At 67.1% G+C, this 17183-nt stretch carries 11 protein-coding genes; 8 read left to right on the top strand and 3 right to left on the bottom strand.

Features of this window, described 5'->3' with window-relative positions; genetic code table 11:
- Positions 1 to 12: 12 nt before the first annotated feature.
- Positions 13 to 906 (top strand): DMT family transporter, encoded by an 894-nt coding sequence (locus EPK82_RS12295; protein ID WP_037048004.1) that lies wholly within the window; start codon positions 13 to 15, stop codon positions 904 to 906.
- On the opposite strand, the gene mnmC is transcribed toward EPK82_RS12295, so the two are convergent.
- A complete protein-coding gene (gene mnmC / locus EPK82_RS12290) occupies positions 903 to 2864 on the bottom strand; it encodes a bifunctional tRNA (5-methylaminomethyl-2-thiouridine)(34)-methyltransferase MnmD/FAD-dependent 5-carboxymethylaminomethyl-2-thiouridine(34) oxidoreductase MnmC (RefSeq protein ID WP_134676745.1) in 1962 nt (653 codons plus the stop codon). The genes EPK82_RS12295 and mnmC overlap by 4 nt on opposite strands.
- 145 nt (positions 2865 to 3009) lie before the next feature.
- Between mnmC and pap the strand changes: the two genes are divergently transcribed.
- From pap to EPK82_RS12255, 7 genes are all read left to right on the top strand, one after another.
- On the top strand, positions 3010 to 4497 hold the full coding sequence (gene pap / locus EPK82_RS12285; RefSeq protein ID WP_037047998.1) for a polyphosphate:AMP phosphotransferase: 1488 nt from the start codon (positions 3010 to 3012) through the stop codon (positions 4495 to 4497).
- A gap of 597 nt (positions 4498 to 5094) precedes the next feature.
- Entirely contained in the window at positions 5095 to 6282 is a 1188-nt protein-coding gene (locus tag EPK82_RS12280; protein WP_037047996.1) for a thiolase family protein, read from the top strand.
- 147 nt (positions 6283 to 6429) lie between these two features.
- Complete coding sequence (locus EPK82_RS12275) at positions 6430 to 7050, top strand: LysE family translocator (protein ID WP_134676744.1); 621 nt, start codon at positions 6430 to 6432, stop codon at positions 7048 to 7050.
- Positions 7051 to 7113: 63 nt separating this feature from the next.
- Positions 7114 to 8037 carry a LysR family transcriptional regulator gene (locus tag EPK82_RS12270; RefSeq protein WP_134676743.1) on the top strand — a complete coding sequence of 308 codons (924 nt, stop codon included), beginning with the start codon at positions 7114 to 7116 and terminating at the stop codon, positions 8035 to 8037.
- Positions 8034 to 8924 (top strand): LysR family transcriptional regulator, encoded by an 891-nt coding sequence (locus EPK82_RS12265; protein ID WP_134676742.1) that lies wholly within the window; start codon positions 8034 to 8036, stop codon positions 8922 to 8924. The genes EPK82_RS12270 and EPK82_RS12265 overlap by 4 nt, the downstream gene beginning before the upstream one ends.
- Positions 8925 to 9068: 144 nt before the next feature.
- On the top strand, positions 9069 to 9695 hold the full coding sequence (locus tag EPK82_RS12260; RefSeq protein ID WP_037047978.1) for a glutathione S-transferase family protein: 627 nt from the start codon (positions 9069 to 9071) through the stop codon (positions 9693 to 9695).
- A gap of 50 nt (positions 9696 to 9745) precedes the next feature.
- A complete protein-coding gene (locus EPK82_RS12255; RefSeq protein ID WP_134676741.1) occupies positions 9746 to 11791 on the top strand; it encodes a pyridoxamine 5'-phosphate oxidase family protein in 2046 nt (681 codons plus the stop codon).
- 18 nt (positions 11792 to 11809) lie between these two features.
- Here the strand turns inward: EPK82_RS12255 and EPK82_RS12250 are convergent, their stop codons facing one another.
- Both EPK82_RS12250 and EPK82_RS12245 read right to left on the bottom strand, forming a co-directional pair.
- Positions 11810 to 12766 carry a diguanylate cyclase domain-containing protein gene (locus EPK82_RS12250; protein WP_244229952.1) on the bottom strand — a complete coding sequence of 319 codons (957 nt, stop codon included), beginning with the start codon at positions 12764 to 12766 and terminating at the stop codon, positions 11810 to 11812.
- Between the two features lies 1 nt (position 12767).
- Complete coding sequence (locus EPK82_RS12245; protein WP_134676849.1) at positions 12768 to 17168, bottom strand: CHASE domain-containing protein; 4401 nt, start codon at positions 17166 to 17168, stop codon at positions 12768 to 12770.
- Positions 17169 to 17183 lie beyond the last annotated feature (15 nt).

The raw sequence follows: 17183 nt of genomic DNA, 5'->3' as shown, positions 1-17183 counted from the left end.
GGGAGAAACTCGATGAACCTGTCGCTCTACCTGCTTACCGTACTGATCTGGGGCACCACCTGGATCGCCATCAAACTCCAGGTCGGCGAGGTGGCGCTTGCCGCCTCCATCGCCTACCGCTTCGCCCTGGCCTCGCTGGTGCTGTTCGTCATGCTCTGGCTCAGCGGGCGCCTGCAGCCGCTGGATCGCCGCGCCCAGGGGATCTGCGTGGTGCAGGGGCTGTGCCTGTTCTGCCTCAACTTCCTGTGCTTCTACACCGCCAGTCAGTGGATTCCCAGTGGCCTGATCGCGGTGATCTTCTCCACCGCGACCCTGTGGAACGCGATCAATGCGCGGCTGTTCTTCAAGCAGCGCATCGCCAGCAACGTGTTGCTGGGTGGCGCCCTTGGCCTGGGCGGGCTGGGGCTGCTGTTCTGGCCTGAACTGGCCGGCCACCAGGCGACCCGGGAAAGCCTGTTGGGCATCGGCCTGGCGCTGTGCGGCACACTGTTCTTCTCGGCCGGCAACATGCTTTCCAGCCTGCAGCAGAAGGCCGGTCTCAAGCCGCTGACCACCAACGCCTGGGGCATGCTCTACGGCGCCTTGATGCTGGTGCTGATCTGCCTGGTCAGCGGCACGCCGTTCGCGTTCGACTGGAGCCTGCGTTACGTCGGTTCGCTGCTGTACCTGGCGATTCCCGGATCGGTGATCGGTTTCACCGCCTACCTGACCCTGGTCGGGCGCATGGGGCCGGAGCGCGCGGCCTACTGCACCGTGCTGTTTCCGGTGGTGGCGCTGAACATCTCGGTGTTCGCCGAAGGCTACCAGTGGACGGCCCCGGCGCTGCTCGGCCTGGGCCTGGTGATGCTGGGCAACGTGCTGGTGTTTCGCAAACCCCGGCCGGTGCTGGCGCAGGCCCGCGCCTAGGTGCCGCGAATCAGCTTGCGCAGCATGAAGCGATTGGGGTGGCTGGCCTCGGCCACTTCGCGTGGCACCGGCAAGGGCTCGCCGTTCAGCCAGGCGGCGATCAGTTCGCCTGACAGCGGCGCCGTGATCAGCCCGCGCGAGCCATGGCCGCTGTTGATGTACAGGCCGGGCAGCCAGGGGCACGGCGTGTCCGGCACCTGGCGGGCGTCCCTGGCCAGCACGGCATAGGCCTCGGCGAAGGCCGGCTGCTCGGCCAGTGGCCCGACCAGCGGCAGGTAGTCCGGGCTGGTGCAGCGGAAGGCGGCGCGGCCCTGCAGCGTAGCCGGATCGAGCGCCGGCGCACCCAGGCGCTGGCTGAGGTCCGTGGAGATCGCCTCCAGCAGCGCCAGGTTGCCGGCGTGTTCGGCAACGCTGGGCGTGAGGTCGTCACTGTGAAAGTCGAAGCTGGCGCCAAGGGTGTGTTCCCCCTCTCGCGGCGGGGCGACGTAGCCTTCGGCGCAGACCACCGTGCGCAGCGCGCGGCTGGCTTCGCTGGCCGGCAGGCGACTGATCTGCCCGCGAATGCGCTTGAGCGGCAGGTTCGCGGCAGGCAGCAGGCGGCCGATCTCGGCAGCGCAGGCCAGCACCACGACAGGCGCCTCGGCCAGCACGCCGCTGGCCCCGCTGACCTGCCAGCGGTCAGCCTGGCGCTGCAGGCCCAGCGCCTCGCGGTAGGTCTGCAGGCTGATCAGCGGGTGCTGCACCAGATGCCGGCACAGCGCCGGCGGGTGCACCCAGCCGGCATCGGGGTAGAACAGACCACCGGCGGGCAGAGCGACAGCGGCGCGCTGCTCGGCTTCGGCCTGGCTCAACGGCTGCAGCAGGTCGGCGGGGAAAGCCGCAGCCAGTTTGCCTTGGCGTTCGCCTTCCTTGGCGTCGAAGGCCAGCTGCAGCACGCCGCAGGCATCCCAGTCCTGGCCGCGCTGCAGGCGTTCGAGCAGGCGCCGGGTGTGGCCGAAACCGGCGACGATCAGGCGCGACAGCGATGTGCCATGGGCCGAGAGCTTGAGGTAGAGCACGCCCTGCGGATTGCCCGAGGCCTCGCGGGCGACGTCGTCCTGGCGTTCCAGCAGGGTCACCCGCCAGCCGCGCGCGGCCAGGCTGGCCGCCGTGGCACAGCCGGCCAGGCCGGCGCCGATGACCACGGCATGGCGTTCGGCGCTGGGCGGCTCGGGGCGGGCGAACCAGGGTGCGACGGCCTGGCGGCGGGTGTGCTGGAAAGTCCCGGCGAGCATCTCGCGCTTGTGGCCGAAACCCTTGACGCGAACCATGGCGAAGCCGGCTTCGATCAGCCCGCGGCGGACGAAACCGGCACTGGTGAAGGTGGCCAGGGTGGCGCCGGGTGCGGACAGCCGGGCCAGTTCGGCGAACAGCTCTGGCGTCCACATCTCCGGGTTCTTCGCCGGGGCGAAGCCATCGAGGAACCAGGCGTCGACCTGTGCGTCGAGCTGCGGCAGGCAGTCGAGCACGTCGCCGATCATCAGCGTCAGCACCACGCGGCCGCCGTCGAGCAGCAGGCGCTGGAAACCCGGATGAATCGCCCGGTACTGCGCCAGCAGCGGCGTGGCGAAGGGCGCCAGTTCCGGCCACAGGGCCAGGGCACGCTGCAGGTCGGCGGCGCTCAGCGGGAATTTCTCGACGCTGACGAAATGCAGGCGGGCATCGGCCGGCGCGTGTTCGGCGAAGGCCTGCCAGGCGCAGAGAAAGTTCAGCCCGGTGCCGAAGCCGGTCTCGCCGATCACCAGGCTGCCGCCGGCCGGCAGGGCCTGGCAGCGCTCGCTGATACGGTTGTGGGCGAGGAACACGTGGCGGGTTTCCTCCAGGCCGTTGGCGCGGGAGAAGTAGACGTCGCCGTAGCTGCGTGACAGTGGCTGGCCGTGTTCGTCCCAGTCGAGCTGGGCGTTGTGCAGATCGGGCATGACGGGGTTCCGGGCAGAGCAGGCGGCGATTCTACCCGTTGTGCAGGGTGTTTTCCCGGCTCAGGTCAAGTCGCGGTACTTCGGCGTCAGGCAAAGTCGCGGCCTATCCGTTAGGCTGTCATGACCATTCCAGGGAGGTCACTGCATGTTCGAATCCGCCGAAATCGGCCGCACCATCGACAAGGCCACGTTCGAGGCCGAAGAGCCGGCGTTGCGCGAGGCGTTGCTGGAAGCGCAGTACGAGCTGAAGCAGCAGGCGCGCTTTCCGGTGATCGTGCTGATCAACGGTGTCGAAGGGGCCGGCAAGGGCGAGACGGTCAAGCTGCTCAACGAGTGGATGGACCCACGGCTGATCCAGGTCAGCACCTTCGATCTGCAGACCGACGAGGAGCTGGCGCGTCCACCGGCCTGGCGCTACTGGCGGCAGCTTCCGCCCAAGGGGCGCATGGGCGTGTTCTTCGGCAACTGGTACAGCCAGATGCTGCAGGGGCGGGTACATGGGCGTTTCAAGGATGCCGTGCTGGATCAGGCCATCGACGGTGCCGAGCGCCTGGAGCGCATGCTCTGCGACGAGGGTGCGCTGATCTTCAAGTTCTGGTTTCACCTGTCCAAGAAACAGATGAAATCGCGCCTCGAAGCGCTCAAGGACGATCCGCTGCACAGCTGGCGCATCAGCCCGCTGGACTGGCAGCAGTCGAAGACCTACGACAAGTTCGTGCGCTACGGCGAGCGCATCCTGCGTCGTACCAGCCGCGACTACGCGCCCTGGTACGTGGTCGAGGGCGTCGACCACTACTACCGCAGCCTGACCGTCGGACGCATCCTCCTCGAAGGCCTGCAGGCGGCATTGGCCAGCCCGCAGGGGACGAAGCTGCAACCGCATGCCGCGCCGCTGATCTCCAGCCTGGACAATCGCGGCCTGCTGGCCAGCCTGGACATGACCCAGGCACTCGGCAAGGACGACTACAAGGAACAGCTGGCCACCGAGCAGGCGCGTCTGTCCGGCCTGATGCGCGACAAGCGCATGCGCAAGCACGCCCTGCTCGCGGTGTTCGAAGGCAACGACGCGGCGGGCAAGGGGGGCGCGATTCGCCGGGTCACCGGCGCCCTGGACCCGCGCCAGTACCGCATCGTGCCGGTGGCCGCACCGACCGAGGAGGAGCGTGCGCAACCCTATCTGTGGCGGTTCTGGCGGCACATCCCGGCGCGCGGGCACTTCACCATCTTCGACCGCAGCTGGTACGGCCGCGTGCTGGTGGAGCGGGTCGAGGGCTTCTGCAGCGAAGGCGACTGGCTGCGCGCCTATGGCGAGATCAACGACTTCGAGGAAGAGCTGACCAGCGCCGGGGTGATCCTGGTGAAGTTCTGGCTGGCCATCGACCAGCAGACGCAGTTGCAGCGCTTCAAGGAGCGCGAGCAGATCCCGTTCAAGCGCTTCAAGATCACCGAGGAAGACTGGCGCAACCGCGACAAGTGGGATGACTACGCCGATGCGGTGGGCGACATGGTCGACCGCACCAGCACCGAGATCGCTCCCTGGACGCTGATCGAGGCCAACGACAAGCGCTTCGCCCGGGTCAAGGTCCTGCGCACCCTCAACGAGGCCATCGAGGCGGCTTTCGCCAGGGACTGATGCCTGTCGCGGCTGAAGCCCCTCCCACGGTTTCCGTGCGCATCGGCAGGCGCGCTGCGCATGGGCCGGAATGGTGGGGCGTCTGTAGGTACGCATCGGCAGGAACGGCGGAGTGTCTGTGGGAGCGGCTTCAGCCGCGATGCTCTTGATCGTCACGGACGCCATCTGGGCGACGGGGCCTGGCGAGGGTGTATCGGGCGGCCTTCGCCGCAGGCTCAGGCGCTATCGCGGCTAAAGCCGCTCCTACGGGTTGGTGTGTATCGGCCGGGACGGTGGAGCGTCAGTAGGTGCGCATCGGCCGGAATGATGGGGCGTCTGTAGGTACGCATCGGCAGGAACGGCGGAGTATCTGTAGGAGCGGCTTCAGCCGCGATGCTCTTGATCGTCACGGGCGCCACCTGGGCGACAGGGCCTGGCGATGCTCTTGAACAGCGCAACCACCATCTGGGCTGGCCAGTTCCGGGCCATGCTTTCGGTCGAGCGGGCCTCGCCCCTGGTCCCATCGACCCGTATACGCCAGATCAATGATGGTCGCTTCCCGACAGTGGCTGGATTTATCTTCGGTGCATTCGCCATCCAATAACAACGAGGTGCGTCATGCGTGAAGTGGTGATCGTCGACAGCGTACGGACTGGCCTGGCCAAGTCCTTCCGCGGCAAGTTCAATATGACCCGGCCGGACGACATGGCCGCCCATTGCGTTGATGCCCTGCTGGTGCGCAACGGCATCGACCCGAAACTGGTCGATGACTGCATCGTCGGGGCGGGCTCCAACGAGGGCGCGCAGGGCATGAACATCGGTCGCAACGTCGCGGCACTCTCGCGCCTGGGCAATCCGGTGGCGGGCATGACGCTCAACCGCTTCTGTTCCTCCGGCCTGCAGGCCATCGCCATCGCCGCCAACCAGGTGGCGTCCGGCTGCAGCGAGATCATCGTCGCTGGTGGCGTCGAGTCCATCACCATGACCCTGAAAAGCATGAACATGGACAACCTGTTCAATCCGCTGTTGCAGCAGGACAACCCCGGCATCTACTACCCCATGGGCAAGACCGCCGAGATCGTGGCCAGCCGTTATGGCGTGACCCGCGAGGCGCAGGACGCCTATGCCCTGCAGAGCCAGCAGCGTACCGCGCGTGCCCAGGCCGCAGGCCTGTATGCCGACGAGATCGTGCCGATGGCGGTGAAGTACCAGGTCGAAGACAAGGCCACGGGCGAGAAGCGGATCGTCGACGGCGTGGTCGAGGCGGATGACTGCAACCGCCCGGACACCACCCTGGAATCCCTGGCCAAGCTGCAACCGGCGTTCGATCCGGCCGGCAGCGTGACGGCCGGCAACGCTTCGCAGCTCTCCGATGGCGCCTCCATGACCCTGGTGATGAGCCTGGACAAGGCCCTGGAGCTGGGCCTCACGCCCAAGGCGTACTTCCGTGGCTTCACCGTTGCCGGTTGCGAGCCGGACGAGATGGGCATCGGCCCGGTGTATTCGGTACCCAAGCTGCTCGCGGCCAAGGGCCTGAGCGTGGCCGACATCGACCTGTGGGAACTGAACGAGGCCTTCGCTTCGCAGTGCCTGTACTGCCGCGACACCCTGGGCATCGACAACGACAAGTACAACGTCAATGGCGGCTCCATCTCCATCGGCCATCCCTTCGGCATGACCGGCTCGCGCCAGGTCGGCCACCTGGTGCGTGAACTGCAGCGGCGTGAGCTGCGCTACGGCATCGTCACCATGTGCGTCGGCGGCGGCATGGGCGCCACCGGGCTGTTCGAGGCGTATCGCGGCTGACGAGGCGCTGTTCGGCGCCCGTGTCGCCACGGGCGTCGGAAACGCTGGGCAAGGCGTGCCCTCGGCGCCTGCCGCGTCGGCTTATTTTTTCCTGCCTGCGCTGCCTATAATCGGCCTCCGTCAGCCCCAGCCTGCGAGTCGCCGTCGATGCCCTTTGCCGAGAACCTTATCGCCTTCACCCTGGCAGCCAGCCTGCTGACCCTCACGCCGGGCATCGACACGGCGCTGGTGCTGCGTACGGCTGCCGTCGAGGGGCGGCAGCACGCCTTGCGCGCCGCCCTCGGTATCAATGCCGGCTGCCTGCTCTGGGGCGCGGCGGTGGCCTTCGGGCTGGGTGCGCTGCTGGCCGTCTCCGAGTTTGCCTATAACCTACTCAAGTACTGCGGCGCGGCTTATCTGGCCTGGCTCGGGCTGAACATGCTGGTGCGCCCGCGCACCTCGCTGGCAGCGGCGCAGGCCTCCGGCACGCCCGGCGCCAACTGGTTCCTGCGCGGTCTGCTGGGCAATGTGCTCAACCCCAAGGTGGGCATCTTCTACGTGTCCTTCCTGCCGCAGTTCATTCCGCACGGGCAGCCGCTGATTGCCTGGACCTTCGCCCTGGTGGGCATCCACGTGGCGCTCAGCCTGGTCTGGGCGCTGCTGCTGATCGGCGCGACCCGGCCGCTCGGCCACTGGCTGCGCCGTGAGCAGGTGATCAAGTGGATGGATCGCGGCACCGGCCTGGTGTTCGTGCTGTTCGCTGCACGTCTGGCCCTGAGCCGGCGCTGAGTCCCGCCACGGCGGCGGCATGCTTTACTCTGTGCCGGCACAACAGACGACCAGGCGGTGACGATGGATCGGTTTCAGGAAATGAGGGTGCTGCTGGCGGTGACCGAAGCCGAGAGTTTCGCCGGTGGCGCCAAGCTGCTGGGCATCTCGCCACCCAGCGTGACCCGTGCCGTCGCGGCACTGGAGGCACGCCTGGGCACGCTGTTGCTGGCCCGCAGCACGCGCAGCCTGCGCCTGACCGAGGCCGGCCAGCGGTATGTCGAGGACTGCCGGCGCATCCTGCTCGAACTGGAGGAGGCCGAAGAGCTGGCAGCCGGTGGCAGCGTGCGGCCGCGTGGCCGGCTGACGGTGACGGCACCGGTGATGTTCGGCGAGCTGTTCCTGATTCCACGCATCGCCCAGTACCTCGATCTGTACCCGGAGGTGGAGATCAACGCGCTGCTGGTCGACCGCGTGGTGAACATGATGGAGGAGGGCATCGACATCGCCGTGCGCATCGGCTCGTTGCCCGAGGGCGATCACCCGGCACTGCAGGTCGGGCAGGTGCGCCAGGTGCTGTGCGCGTCCCCGGCGTTCCTCGATCGTGTCGGGCGGCCACGCCATCCGGATGAGCTGCGCAGCGCGCCCATCGTCATGCCCAGTGGCAGCGGGCTGCTCAGTCACTGGCAGTTCAGCGCTGCGGACGGCACCTTCGGTTTCACCCCCACACCGCGTTTCACCGTCAACTCCAACCAGGCGGCGATCAGTGCGGCGCGCCTGGGCTGGGGCTACACCCGTGTGCTGTCCTACCAGGTCGCGGCGGCGGTGGCCCGTGGCGAGGTCGAACTGGTGCTGGAGGCCTTCGAGCCGCCTGCGCTGCCGGTGCACATCATTCATCAGGGCGGTCGCCAGGTCTCGGCCAAGGTGCGTGCCTTCGTCGACCACTGTGCGGCGAGCTTCCGTGCCGACCCGGCCTTGCGGGCGGCCGGCCAGCCACCGGCGGCATGAACCCGTACCGCGAGATGCAGGTGTTTCTCGCCGTCGTCCAGGCGGGAAGCCTGGCCGCTGCCGCTCGGCAGTTGCAGCTGTCGCCGGCCAGCGTGATGCGCAGCATCGCCGCGCTGGAACGGCGCCTGGACAGCAGGCTGCTGCTGCGTGGGCCGCGTGGCGTCAGCCCGAGCGCGGCCGGTGAGGGCTTCGCCGAGCGCTGCCAGGGCATTCTCCAGCGCGTGGCAGAGGCCGAGCGCTCCGTCTCGGGGCTGCACGCGAATCCGGCCGGGCATCTGCAGGTGGCGCTGCCGTTGCTGATGATCCATCAGGTGCTGACGCCCATCGCCCTGGGTTATCTGGCCGCGTTTCCCGACGTCAGCCTGACCACCCTGGCGCGTGAAGAGCTGCCACGGCTGGTGGAAGAGGGCGTCGACCTGGCGCTGGTGGTCGGCCACCTGCCCAGCTCGTCCGGCTTCGCCGTGCCGCTGGGCCAGGTGCGGCCGCTGGTCTGCGCGGCGCCGGACTACCTGCAGCGCCGGGGCCGGCCGGACACTCCGCAGGCCTTGCACGCGCATCGCATCATCGCCACGTCCTCGACGGGGCATGTCGCCGACTGGCGCTTCGCCAACCAGCAGACGAAGCTTGCGCCGCGCCTGGTCTGCAATACCGCGCAGGCCGCGATTCGGGCGGCCGTTGCCGGCTTCGGCCTGACGCGCTGCCTCAGCTACGAGGTCGATCAGGAGTTGCGCAGTGGTCAGCTGCAGACGGTGCTGGACGACTTCGCCGCCGCGCCCCTGCCGGTGCAGCTGTACTACCGCGAAGGGCGCCGGGCTGCCGCGCGGGTGCGCAGTTTTCTCGATTTCGTGGTGCCGCGCCTGCGTGCCCACCCGGCATTTCGGGGCTGATCGACTGCTTGATTGCAGAAGGTGAAATAGTGGATTGCCTTGGATGGGGATTCTTTTCATCGATGGATGAGGTGAACATGGCCCCATCGTCGCGAAGGCAAGTCGTCTCGCGGTGACCTTAGCCAACCCCAAGGAGTCATCGCCATGTCCCGTCCCGCTATCAAGCTGTACAACTTTCCCCGTTCCGGCCATGCCCATCGCGCCGAGCTGATGCTCTCGCTGCTGCAACTGCCGACCGAGCTGATCTTCGTCGATCTGGCCAAGGGCGAGCACAAGACGCCAGAGTTCCTCGCGCTCAACCCCTTCGGCCAGGTGCCGGTGATCGATGACGGCGGCACCATCATCAGTGACTCCAACGCCATTCTCCTGTACCTGGCCACGCGTTATGGCAATGACGACTGGCTGCCCAGGGAGCCTGCCGCCGCCGCCCGCGTGCAGCGCTGGTTGTCGGTGGCCGCCGGCCAGGTGGCCTTCGGCCCGGCCGCTGCGCGCCTGGTCACGGTATTCGGTTACGCCTTCAACAGCGAAGAGGTGATCAATCGTGCCCATGCCCTGTTCAAGATCATGGAAGGCGAGTTGAGCGACACCCCGTTCCTCACCGGTGACAAGCCGAGCATCGCCGACGTCGCCAACTACTCCTACATCGCTCACGCGCCGGAGGGCAACGTGTCGCTGGAGCCCTACCCGAATATCCGTGCCTGGCTGGCGCGCATCGAGGCGCTGCCGGGTTTCGTGCCCATGCCGCGTACCGCTGCCGGTCTGCAGGCCTGATCCACGCCCGCTGCCGGGTTACCGGCAGCACCTCTGAAGGAGGGCGCAACATGCAACAGCTCCCCAGTCACCGGCACTCGCCCTGGCATGCAGGTGAAAGGCAATTGCAGGAGAAGGTGGGCGTCGCCGAGCGCATGGAAGTGCTCGGGCAGAAGGTGATTCGCGACTATATGCCGGATCAGCATCGCGAGTTCTATCACCAGTTGCCCCTCATGATCGCCGCCGCCGTCGATGGCTCGGGCCAGCCCTGGGCGACCCTGATCGAGGGCGAGGAGGGCTTTGTCACCTCGCCCGATCCACGCAGCCTGTCGTTCGATCTCGACGCCATGGCGCTCGATCCGCTCGACCCGGCCACCTCCGGCCTCGCTGCCGGCGAGGCCATCGGCCTGCTCGGCATCGAGCTGCACACGCGGCGGCGCAACCGTATCAACGGGCATATCCAGCGGGCCTCGGCGCAGCGCCTGGAGATCGGCGTGGAGCATTCCTTCGGCAACTGCCCGCAGTACATCCAGCTGCGCCACTATCAGCGGGTGCCCGAGGGGCGGGCCAGCGAGCGCCTGGATGCGCACGAGCTGGATGCGCGCAGCGCCGCGATGATCGCCAGCGCCGATACCTTCTTCGTGGCCAGTTACGTCGAACACGACGATGGCCGGCGCTCGGTGGACGTTTCGCACCGTGGCGGGCGCGCCGGTTTCGTGCGCGTGCAGGGCAATCGCCTGACCATCCCGGACTACGCCGGCAACCTGCACTTCAACACCCTGGGCAACCTCAGCGTCAACCCGCGGGCCGGCCTGCTGTTCGTCGACTTCAGCAGCGGTGACGTGCTGCAGCTGGCCGGGCGTGCCGAGATCATTCTCGACAGCCCGCTGATCAGGCTGTTCGAGGGTGCCGAGCGGCTGTGGACCTTCGATGTCGAGCAGGTGGTCCTGCGTCCTGCGGCGGCGTCGCTGCGCTGGGCGTTCGAAGCCTACGCACCGACCAGCCTGATGACCGGCACCTGGGCACAGGCCGACGCAAGGCTGCGCGAGCGCGAGCAGCGCAACGCCTGGCAGCGCTGGCGCGTAAGCAGCGTGCAGCAGGAGAGCGCCGATATCCGCTCACTGGTGCTGGCACCCGAACTGGGCGATGCGCCACGCTTCGCCGCGGGCCAGCATCTGCCGATCCGGATCACCCGCGCCGACGGGCAGCAGCTGCTGCGCACCTACAGCCTGTCCAGCGCGCCATCGGATGCTCACCTGCGTATCAGCGTCAAGGCGCAGGGCCAGGTTTCCAGGCACCTGCACGAGCAGGTCCGGGTCGGCGACCTGCTCGAGGTACGGCCACCGCTGGGCAGTTTCACCCTCGATAGCGACAGCCCCCGTCCCGTGGTGCTGATCGGTGCCGGTGTCGGCATCACGCCACTGCTGTCGATGCTGCGCGAACAGGTGGCGCTGGGGCAGGGCAAGCGCATCCATTTCTTCCAGGGCGCGCGTTGCCTGCGCGACCTGCCGTTCCAGGCCGAACTGCGTGAACTGCAGCAACGTGGCAAGGGGCTGTTGCACGTTCACCGCGCATTGAGCGCGCCAGAGGCCGATGCCGAGCTGGGACGTGACTACGAACAGCAGGGGCGGATCGATCTGCAGCAGATCAAGCACGCGCTGTCGTTCGATGACTACGACTTCTACCTGTGCGGGCCGGCGGCCTTCACTCAGACGATCTACGACGGCTTGCGCGACCTCAATGTGGCCGATGAGCGCATCCATGCCGAGGCGTTCGGTCCCTCGACGCTGACACGCCGCCAGGCCGGAGGGGCCAGTGAAGCGGCCCAGCCGCCTGCGGCGAGCGAGCCGGTGCCGGTGTACTTCACCGCCTCGGCCAAGGAGGCCCGCTGGACACCGGGCAGCGGCAGCCTGCTGGAACTGGCGGAGAGCCGCGGGCTGACGCCTGAGTTCAGTTGCCGTGGCGGTTCCTGCGGTACCTGCAAGACGCGGCTGGTCAGCGGTGCGGTGCACTACCCGAATCCACCGGCACAGCTGCCGGAGGGCGATAGCGTGTTGATCTGCTGCGCGGTGCCGGCTGCCAGCGAAGAGCGCCAGAGCCTGGTGCTGGACCTCTGAGCGAGGCCCGGGCGCCTGTCAGGCCTCGCTGATCATCCTCACGGGCGAGGTGTAGGTCTGGCCGCAGATGCGATCGCGTCCCTCGGCCTTGGCCCTGTACAGCTGCTCGTCGGCCCAGTTCAGGTGCTGCTCCACGCTGGCGCCAGCGTTCGGCGGCAGGGTCGCGCTGCCGATGGACAGGGTCAGGACCGTGGCCACGTCCGAACTGCGGTGTTCGATGGCCAGGCGCCTGATGGCTTCCTGCAGGCGTTCGGCTACCTGGCGCGCGCCGGCTTCGTCGGTATCCGGCAGCAGGACGGCGAACTCCTCGCCGCCGAAGCGCGCGACGAGGTCATAGGGACGGTTCAGGGTGTTGGCCAGCGCCTGGGCGACGTCACGCAGGCACTGATCGCCGCGCAGGTGTCCGTACTGGTCGTTGTAGCGCTTGAAGTAGTCGACATCGATCATCAGCAGCGACAGCGGCTTCTGCTCGCGCTGGGCCTGCGCTCTGGCCGCGTCGAAGCGCTCGTCGAAGCCACGGCGGTTGAGAATGCTGGTCAGGCCGTCGATCAGGGCCATCTGACGCAGGTAGTCGCCTTGCAGTTTCAGGCGCAGGTGGTTGATCACGCGAGCGCGGACCACCAGCGCGTTGAAGGGCTTGCGGATGTAATCCACCGCGCCGAGCTCGAAGCCCGTGGCTTCATCGTCCTCATGGCTCTTGCCGGTGACGAAGATGATCGGGATCTCGCTGGTTTCGGGATTGGCCTTGAGGCGCCGACAGACTTCATAGCCGTCCATGCCGGGCATGACCACGTCGAGCAGGATCAGGTCAGGGCGCAGTTCACGGCTGATGGTCAGTGCCTGTTCGCCATGGGTGGCCATGAAGACATCGCACTCGGGACGAAACAGCTCGTGCAGAACCCGGATGTTGATTGGCTGGTCATCGACCACCAGCAGTTTTGGGCGTCCATGGAAAAACGGTTTCAGGCGCTCCAAATCAATCCCCTATGGCAGAGTGCTGTAAATCTTGAAGCAATCGCTTGGCTCGCTCGAAGTCAAGGGAGGTCACGGCCTGACGCAGCGCATCGAACAGGCTGTCGAGATGTTGCGGTGCATGGGCAGCGAGTGCCTGCACGGTCTCCAGCGCTGCAAGGTTGCCCGTATCAAGTTGTACCTTAAGCGCTTCCACCTCCTGCGTCCACAATCCAGTGGTTGCTGGCGCGGCTGGGCTGGTCGGCTCCTCGGGGATGGCGAACATCGCCTGCAGACGGGCGTGGCTCTCCTGCAGCGACTGCTTGAGCTCGCTCAGCCAGTCATCGTCGCCATAGGCGCTGTCCGGGGTCTGGGCGAAACGCCGTTCCAGCTCGGCGAATCGGGCGGACAGTTCCATGGCGCCCATGGTGCCGGAAGTGCCCTTGAGGGTATGCAGGTCCTTGAGCATGGCCGGCAGATCACGTGCCTGCCGGTGCGCCTCCAGTTGCGTCAGCTGCTTGTTCAGTTCGTCCGGGAGCAGGACCAGCATCGAGCGCAGCAGGTTCAGGTTGCCGCCGAAGCGCTTGAGGATGGCTTCGGCACCTTCCACTTTGCCCGGCGGCTGCGGGTCGCTCGCGGCAGCGTCGTCGAGGCCGCACCAGGTGCGGATCACGGCGACCAGCTTTTCGATGTCGATGGGCTTGCCCACATGGTCGTTCATCCCGGCCGCAAGGCAGGAGTCGCGGTCGCTGTTCGACGCGTTGGCGGTCATGGCGATGATGGGTTGTGCCGGCTGCCCCGATTGCTGGCGGATGCGTCGCGTCGCCTCCAGCCCGTCGATATCGGGCATCTGGATGTCCATGAGAATGGCGTCGAATGGCGGCTCGCTGCCCAGCGCCAGTTCGACACCCTGCAGACCACCTTCCGCCAGGCTGACCTCGGCACCTTCGCCGATCAGCAGTTCACGCGCCACCTGACGGTTGAGGGCGTTGTCCTCGACCACCAGCAGGCGCAGGCCCTGCAGGCGCTGGCCCAGCTTGTAGCCCGGAACGGGCAGGGCGCGACTGTCGCCGTGACGTGCGCTGAGGATGCTGGCGATCAGCTGGCGTGGGGTCACCGGTTTGGTGAGGAAGCCGGCGAACGGGGCGTCGGCCTCGCTGTAGCGATCGGCCAGGACCTCGCGGCCATGGGCGGTGATCATGATCACCGTGGGCGGTGTGCGCTCGTTCCGCCCCTGTGCCCGCAGGCGCTGGGCCGCTTCCAGGCCGTCCATGCCCGGCATGCGCCAGTCCATCAGCACGATGTCGTAGGGCGGCTCGGCCCGCTGCACCTGGTCCAGCGCCTCCTGGCCACCGACCGCAGTGTCGGCCAGCCAGCCCAGGCTGTGCGCCGTCTGCTGCAACAATTGCCGGGCCAGCGCGTTGTCATCGACGATCAGCAGGCGCAGGCTCTCCGACCGGTCCGCCGGCTCGGCCAGCAGATTCGCCTGCGCGCCAATGCCAAGCTCGATCTCGAACCAGAAGCGGCTGCCTTCACCCTGGCGGCTCTCCACCTGCAGCTCGCCGCCCATCAGCTCCACCAGGCGCTTGCAGATCACCAGGCCCAGCCCGGTGCCGCCGTAGCGCCGGGTAGTCGATGCCTCGGCCTGGGTGAAACCGTCGAAGATGCGCTGCAGCTGCGCCTCGCTGATGCCGATGCCGGTGTCGCTGACGGCGATCCGCAGGCGCACCTGGTGCGGCGAACGCGCCACCTGATGCAGGCTGACGACCACCTGGCCGGATTCGGTGAACTTCAGCGCATTGCCGGACAGGTTGATCAGGACCTGCTGCAGGCGCAGGCTGTCGCCGCAGAGCACGTCCGGCAGCGAGGTGTCGACATCGAACATCACCTCGATGTCCTTGTCGCCCTGATTGCCGGCCAGTACCACCGCCAGGTCGCTGAGCATGGGTTCCAGCTCGAAGTCGTGGAGGTCCAGCTGCAGCTTGCCGACCTCGATCTTCGAGTAATCGAGAATGTCGTTGAGCAGGCCCAGCAGCGAGTGAGCCGCTCCCTGGGCCTTGAGGATGTAGTCGAGCTGGCGCGGGTTGAGTTCGGTCGCCTGCACCAGCTGCAGCATGCCCAGTACCGCGTTCATGGGCGTGCGAATCTCGTGGCTCATGTTGGCCAGGAAGGCGCTTTTCGCCGCGCTGGCGGCATCGGCCTGTTCCTTGGCGTGGCGCAGACGTGATTCGAGCTGCAGTTGGGCGGTGATGTCGCGGTTGATACCCGTCACCTTCGCCGGCCGGCCCATGGCGTCGTACTCGACGTGGGCGCCGGCCTGGATATGCAACACCTGGCCATCGGGCCTGACGATGCGGAACACCACGTCGAAGGTCGAAACCCGGGCGAGGGCCTCCTGCAGGCTGGCCTCCATGGCGGCGCGATCCTCCGGGTGGATGCGTGCCTGCCAGTGCCCATAGCTGAGGCCTTGCTCGCGCTGCGACAGTGGGTAGTCGTAGAGCTCGAACATCCGCTCGTTCCACTGCAGCTGGTCATCGCCCGGGATCCAGGACCAGATGCCCAGCTCGGCCACCTCGGCTGCCATGGCCACCTGATCCCGCGCGGCGAGCGCTTCGCGGCGCAGCCGCTGTTCTTCGGAGAGGTCGAGCGCGATGCCCAGGTAGCCGGTCAGCTGTCCGCTGGTGTCGCGCATGGCGGTCACCATCAGCGTCACGGCAAGCCTGGAACCGTCCTTGCGGATATAGGACCACTCGCGGCTCTCCGCGCCCTCCAGCTCCGACTTGTGCACGAAGACGCGAAAACCGCTGATCGGCTGGCCGTATTCCTCGCTCAGTTCGCGGCTGCGCGCCTCCACCTCCTCGGGCAGGTGGAACACCGCCGGCTTCTGCTTGCCGATCATCTCCTCGGCGCTGTAGCCCAGCAGGCGTTCCGCGCCGCGATTGAACACGCGGATGGTGCCTTCCAGGTCGGTGGCGATGATCGACACCTCGGAGGCCGACTCCAGTACGTTGTTCAGCAGCAGGTTGAGCTCGCTCAGCTCCTGGGTGCGTTTGCCCACCTGTTCTTCGAGGCTGGCGTTGAGTTCGAGAATGCGTGCCTCGGCGGCTTTCTGCGCCGAGATGTCGCGCACGGTCTTCGACAGGCCGGTCAATACGCCACTGGCATCGATCAGCGGGGAGATCGAAGCGGAAACGTCCACCAGGCTGCCGTCCTTGCGATGCCGCTGGGTATCGAAGTTGCCGATCGGCTTGCTGGCCGCAACGTTGGCGAGGATGTTTCGTTCTTCCTGAAAAAGGGCTTCGGGCACGATCAGTTCGATCAGCGTATGGCCGATGGCCTCGTGCGCGGTGTAGCCGAAGATCCGTTCTGCGCCGTGGTTCCAGCTGATCACCGTGCCATCGAGTGACTGACCGATGATGCCGTCGCTGGAGCTTTCCACGATCGCGGCGGAGCGTGCCTGTTCGGCGAGGATCTGCCGATGGCGCTGGCGATTGACCAGCAGCACGCCGGCGAGGCTCGCCAGCAGCAGGCTGACCAGGCTGCCGACCAGCATCACCAGGCGCGGCGAGGCCTGGTGCAGGCCGGCGACGAAACCGGGGTGGGCCAGCAGTTCGACCTGCCAGTCGCGCCCGTAGATATGCCGTGATACCGCATGCCGAGCGATGACAGGGGCACCGTCGCTGGCTTCGCTGGCGTAGAAATCGACGACATGCCCGGCGTCGGTGACGTCGCTCAGTTGCAACTGCAAGCCGTCGTTACTCAGTTTCAGGCCTTGCAGGACCTCTTCGGTCAGCAGCGGGGCGTAGCTCCAGCCGATGCCCTTGGCCATGCGTTCCTCGACGCTGTCCGGGGTGACGGCACCGCGATAGATCGGCAGCAGGATAAGGAAGGATTGCAGGGGATTGCCGGTCGCCTGCACCAGGGTGATGGGCCCGGTGATACGCACCTCGCCGCTGGTCAGTGCGGCGAGCGCTGCGCTGCGGCGGTTGTTTTCCGAGGCGATGTCCAGGCCGACGGCGGGGAGATTCTGCTCGACCGGCTCGATGTACTGGATGATGAAGCGCTCGCCATCGTGTGGCGTCAGCTGGCGAATCTCGAAACCGGGCATGTCGTCGGCGCGGGCCTGGGCGATGAAGCGCTCCTGTTCCGCTGCCGGCACCCGCCGGATGAAGCCGAAACCACGGGCGCCGGGAAACTCGCGGTCGACGTCGCGCGTCTTGCTGTAGCTGAGGAAGCGTTTGCGGGTGATGCCGCCGTCACCGCTGGCCAGCACGGCTCCGCGTGCCCCGCGCAGGCCGTACTGATAGAGCTCGATGCGCTTGGTGACGACATCCGCGGCGCGCTCCGTGGCTTTGGCGAGTTCATCGCGGGCCTGTTTTTCGTTGGCCTGATGCACCCAACCGGCCACCAGCGCGGTAGCGGCCATGCCCGTTGCGAAAGT

Origin of the sequence: Ectopseudomonas khazarica (genome assembly GCF_004521985.1) — a bacterium.
In the GTDB taxonomy this organism is placed as follows: domain Bacteria; phylum Pseudomonadota; class Gammaproteobacteria; order Pseudomonadales; family Pseudomonadaceae; genus Aquipseudomonas; species Aquipseudomonas khazarica.
This window is presented reverse-complemented; position numbering and strand designations above follow the sequence as displayed.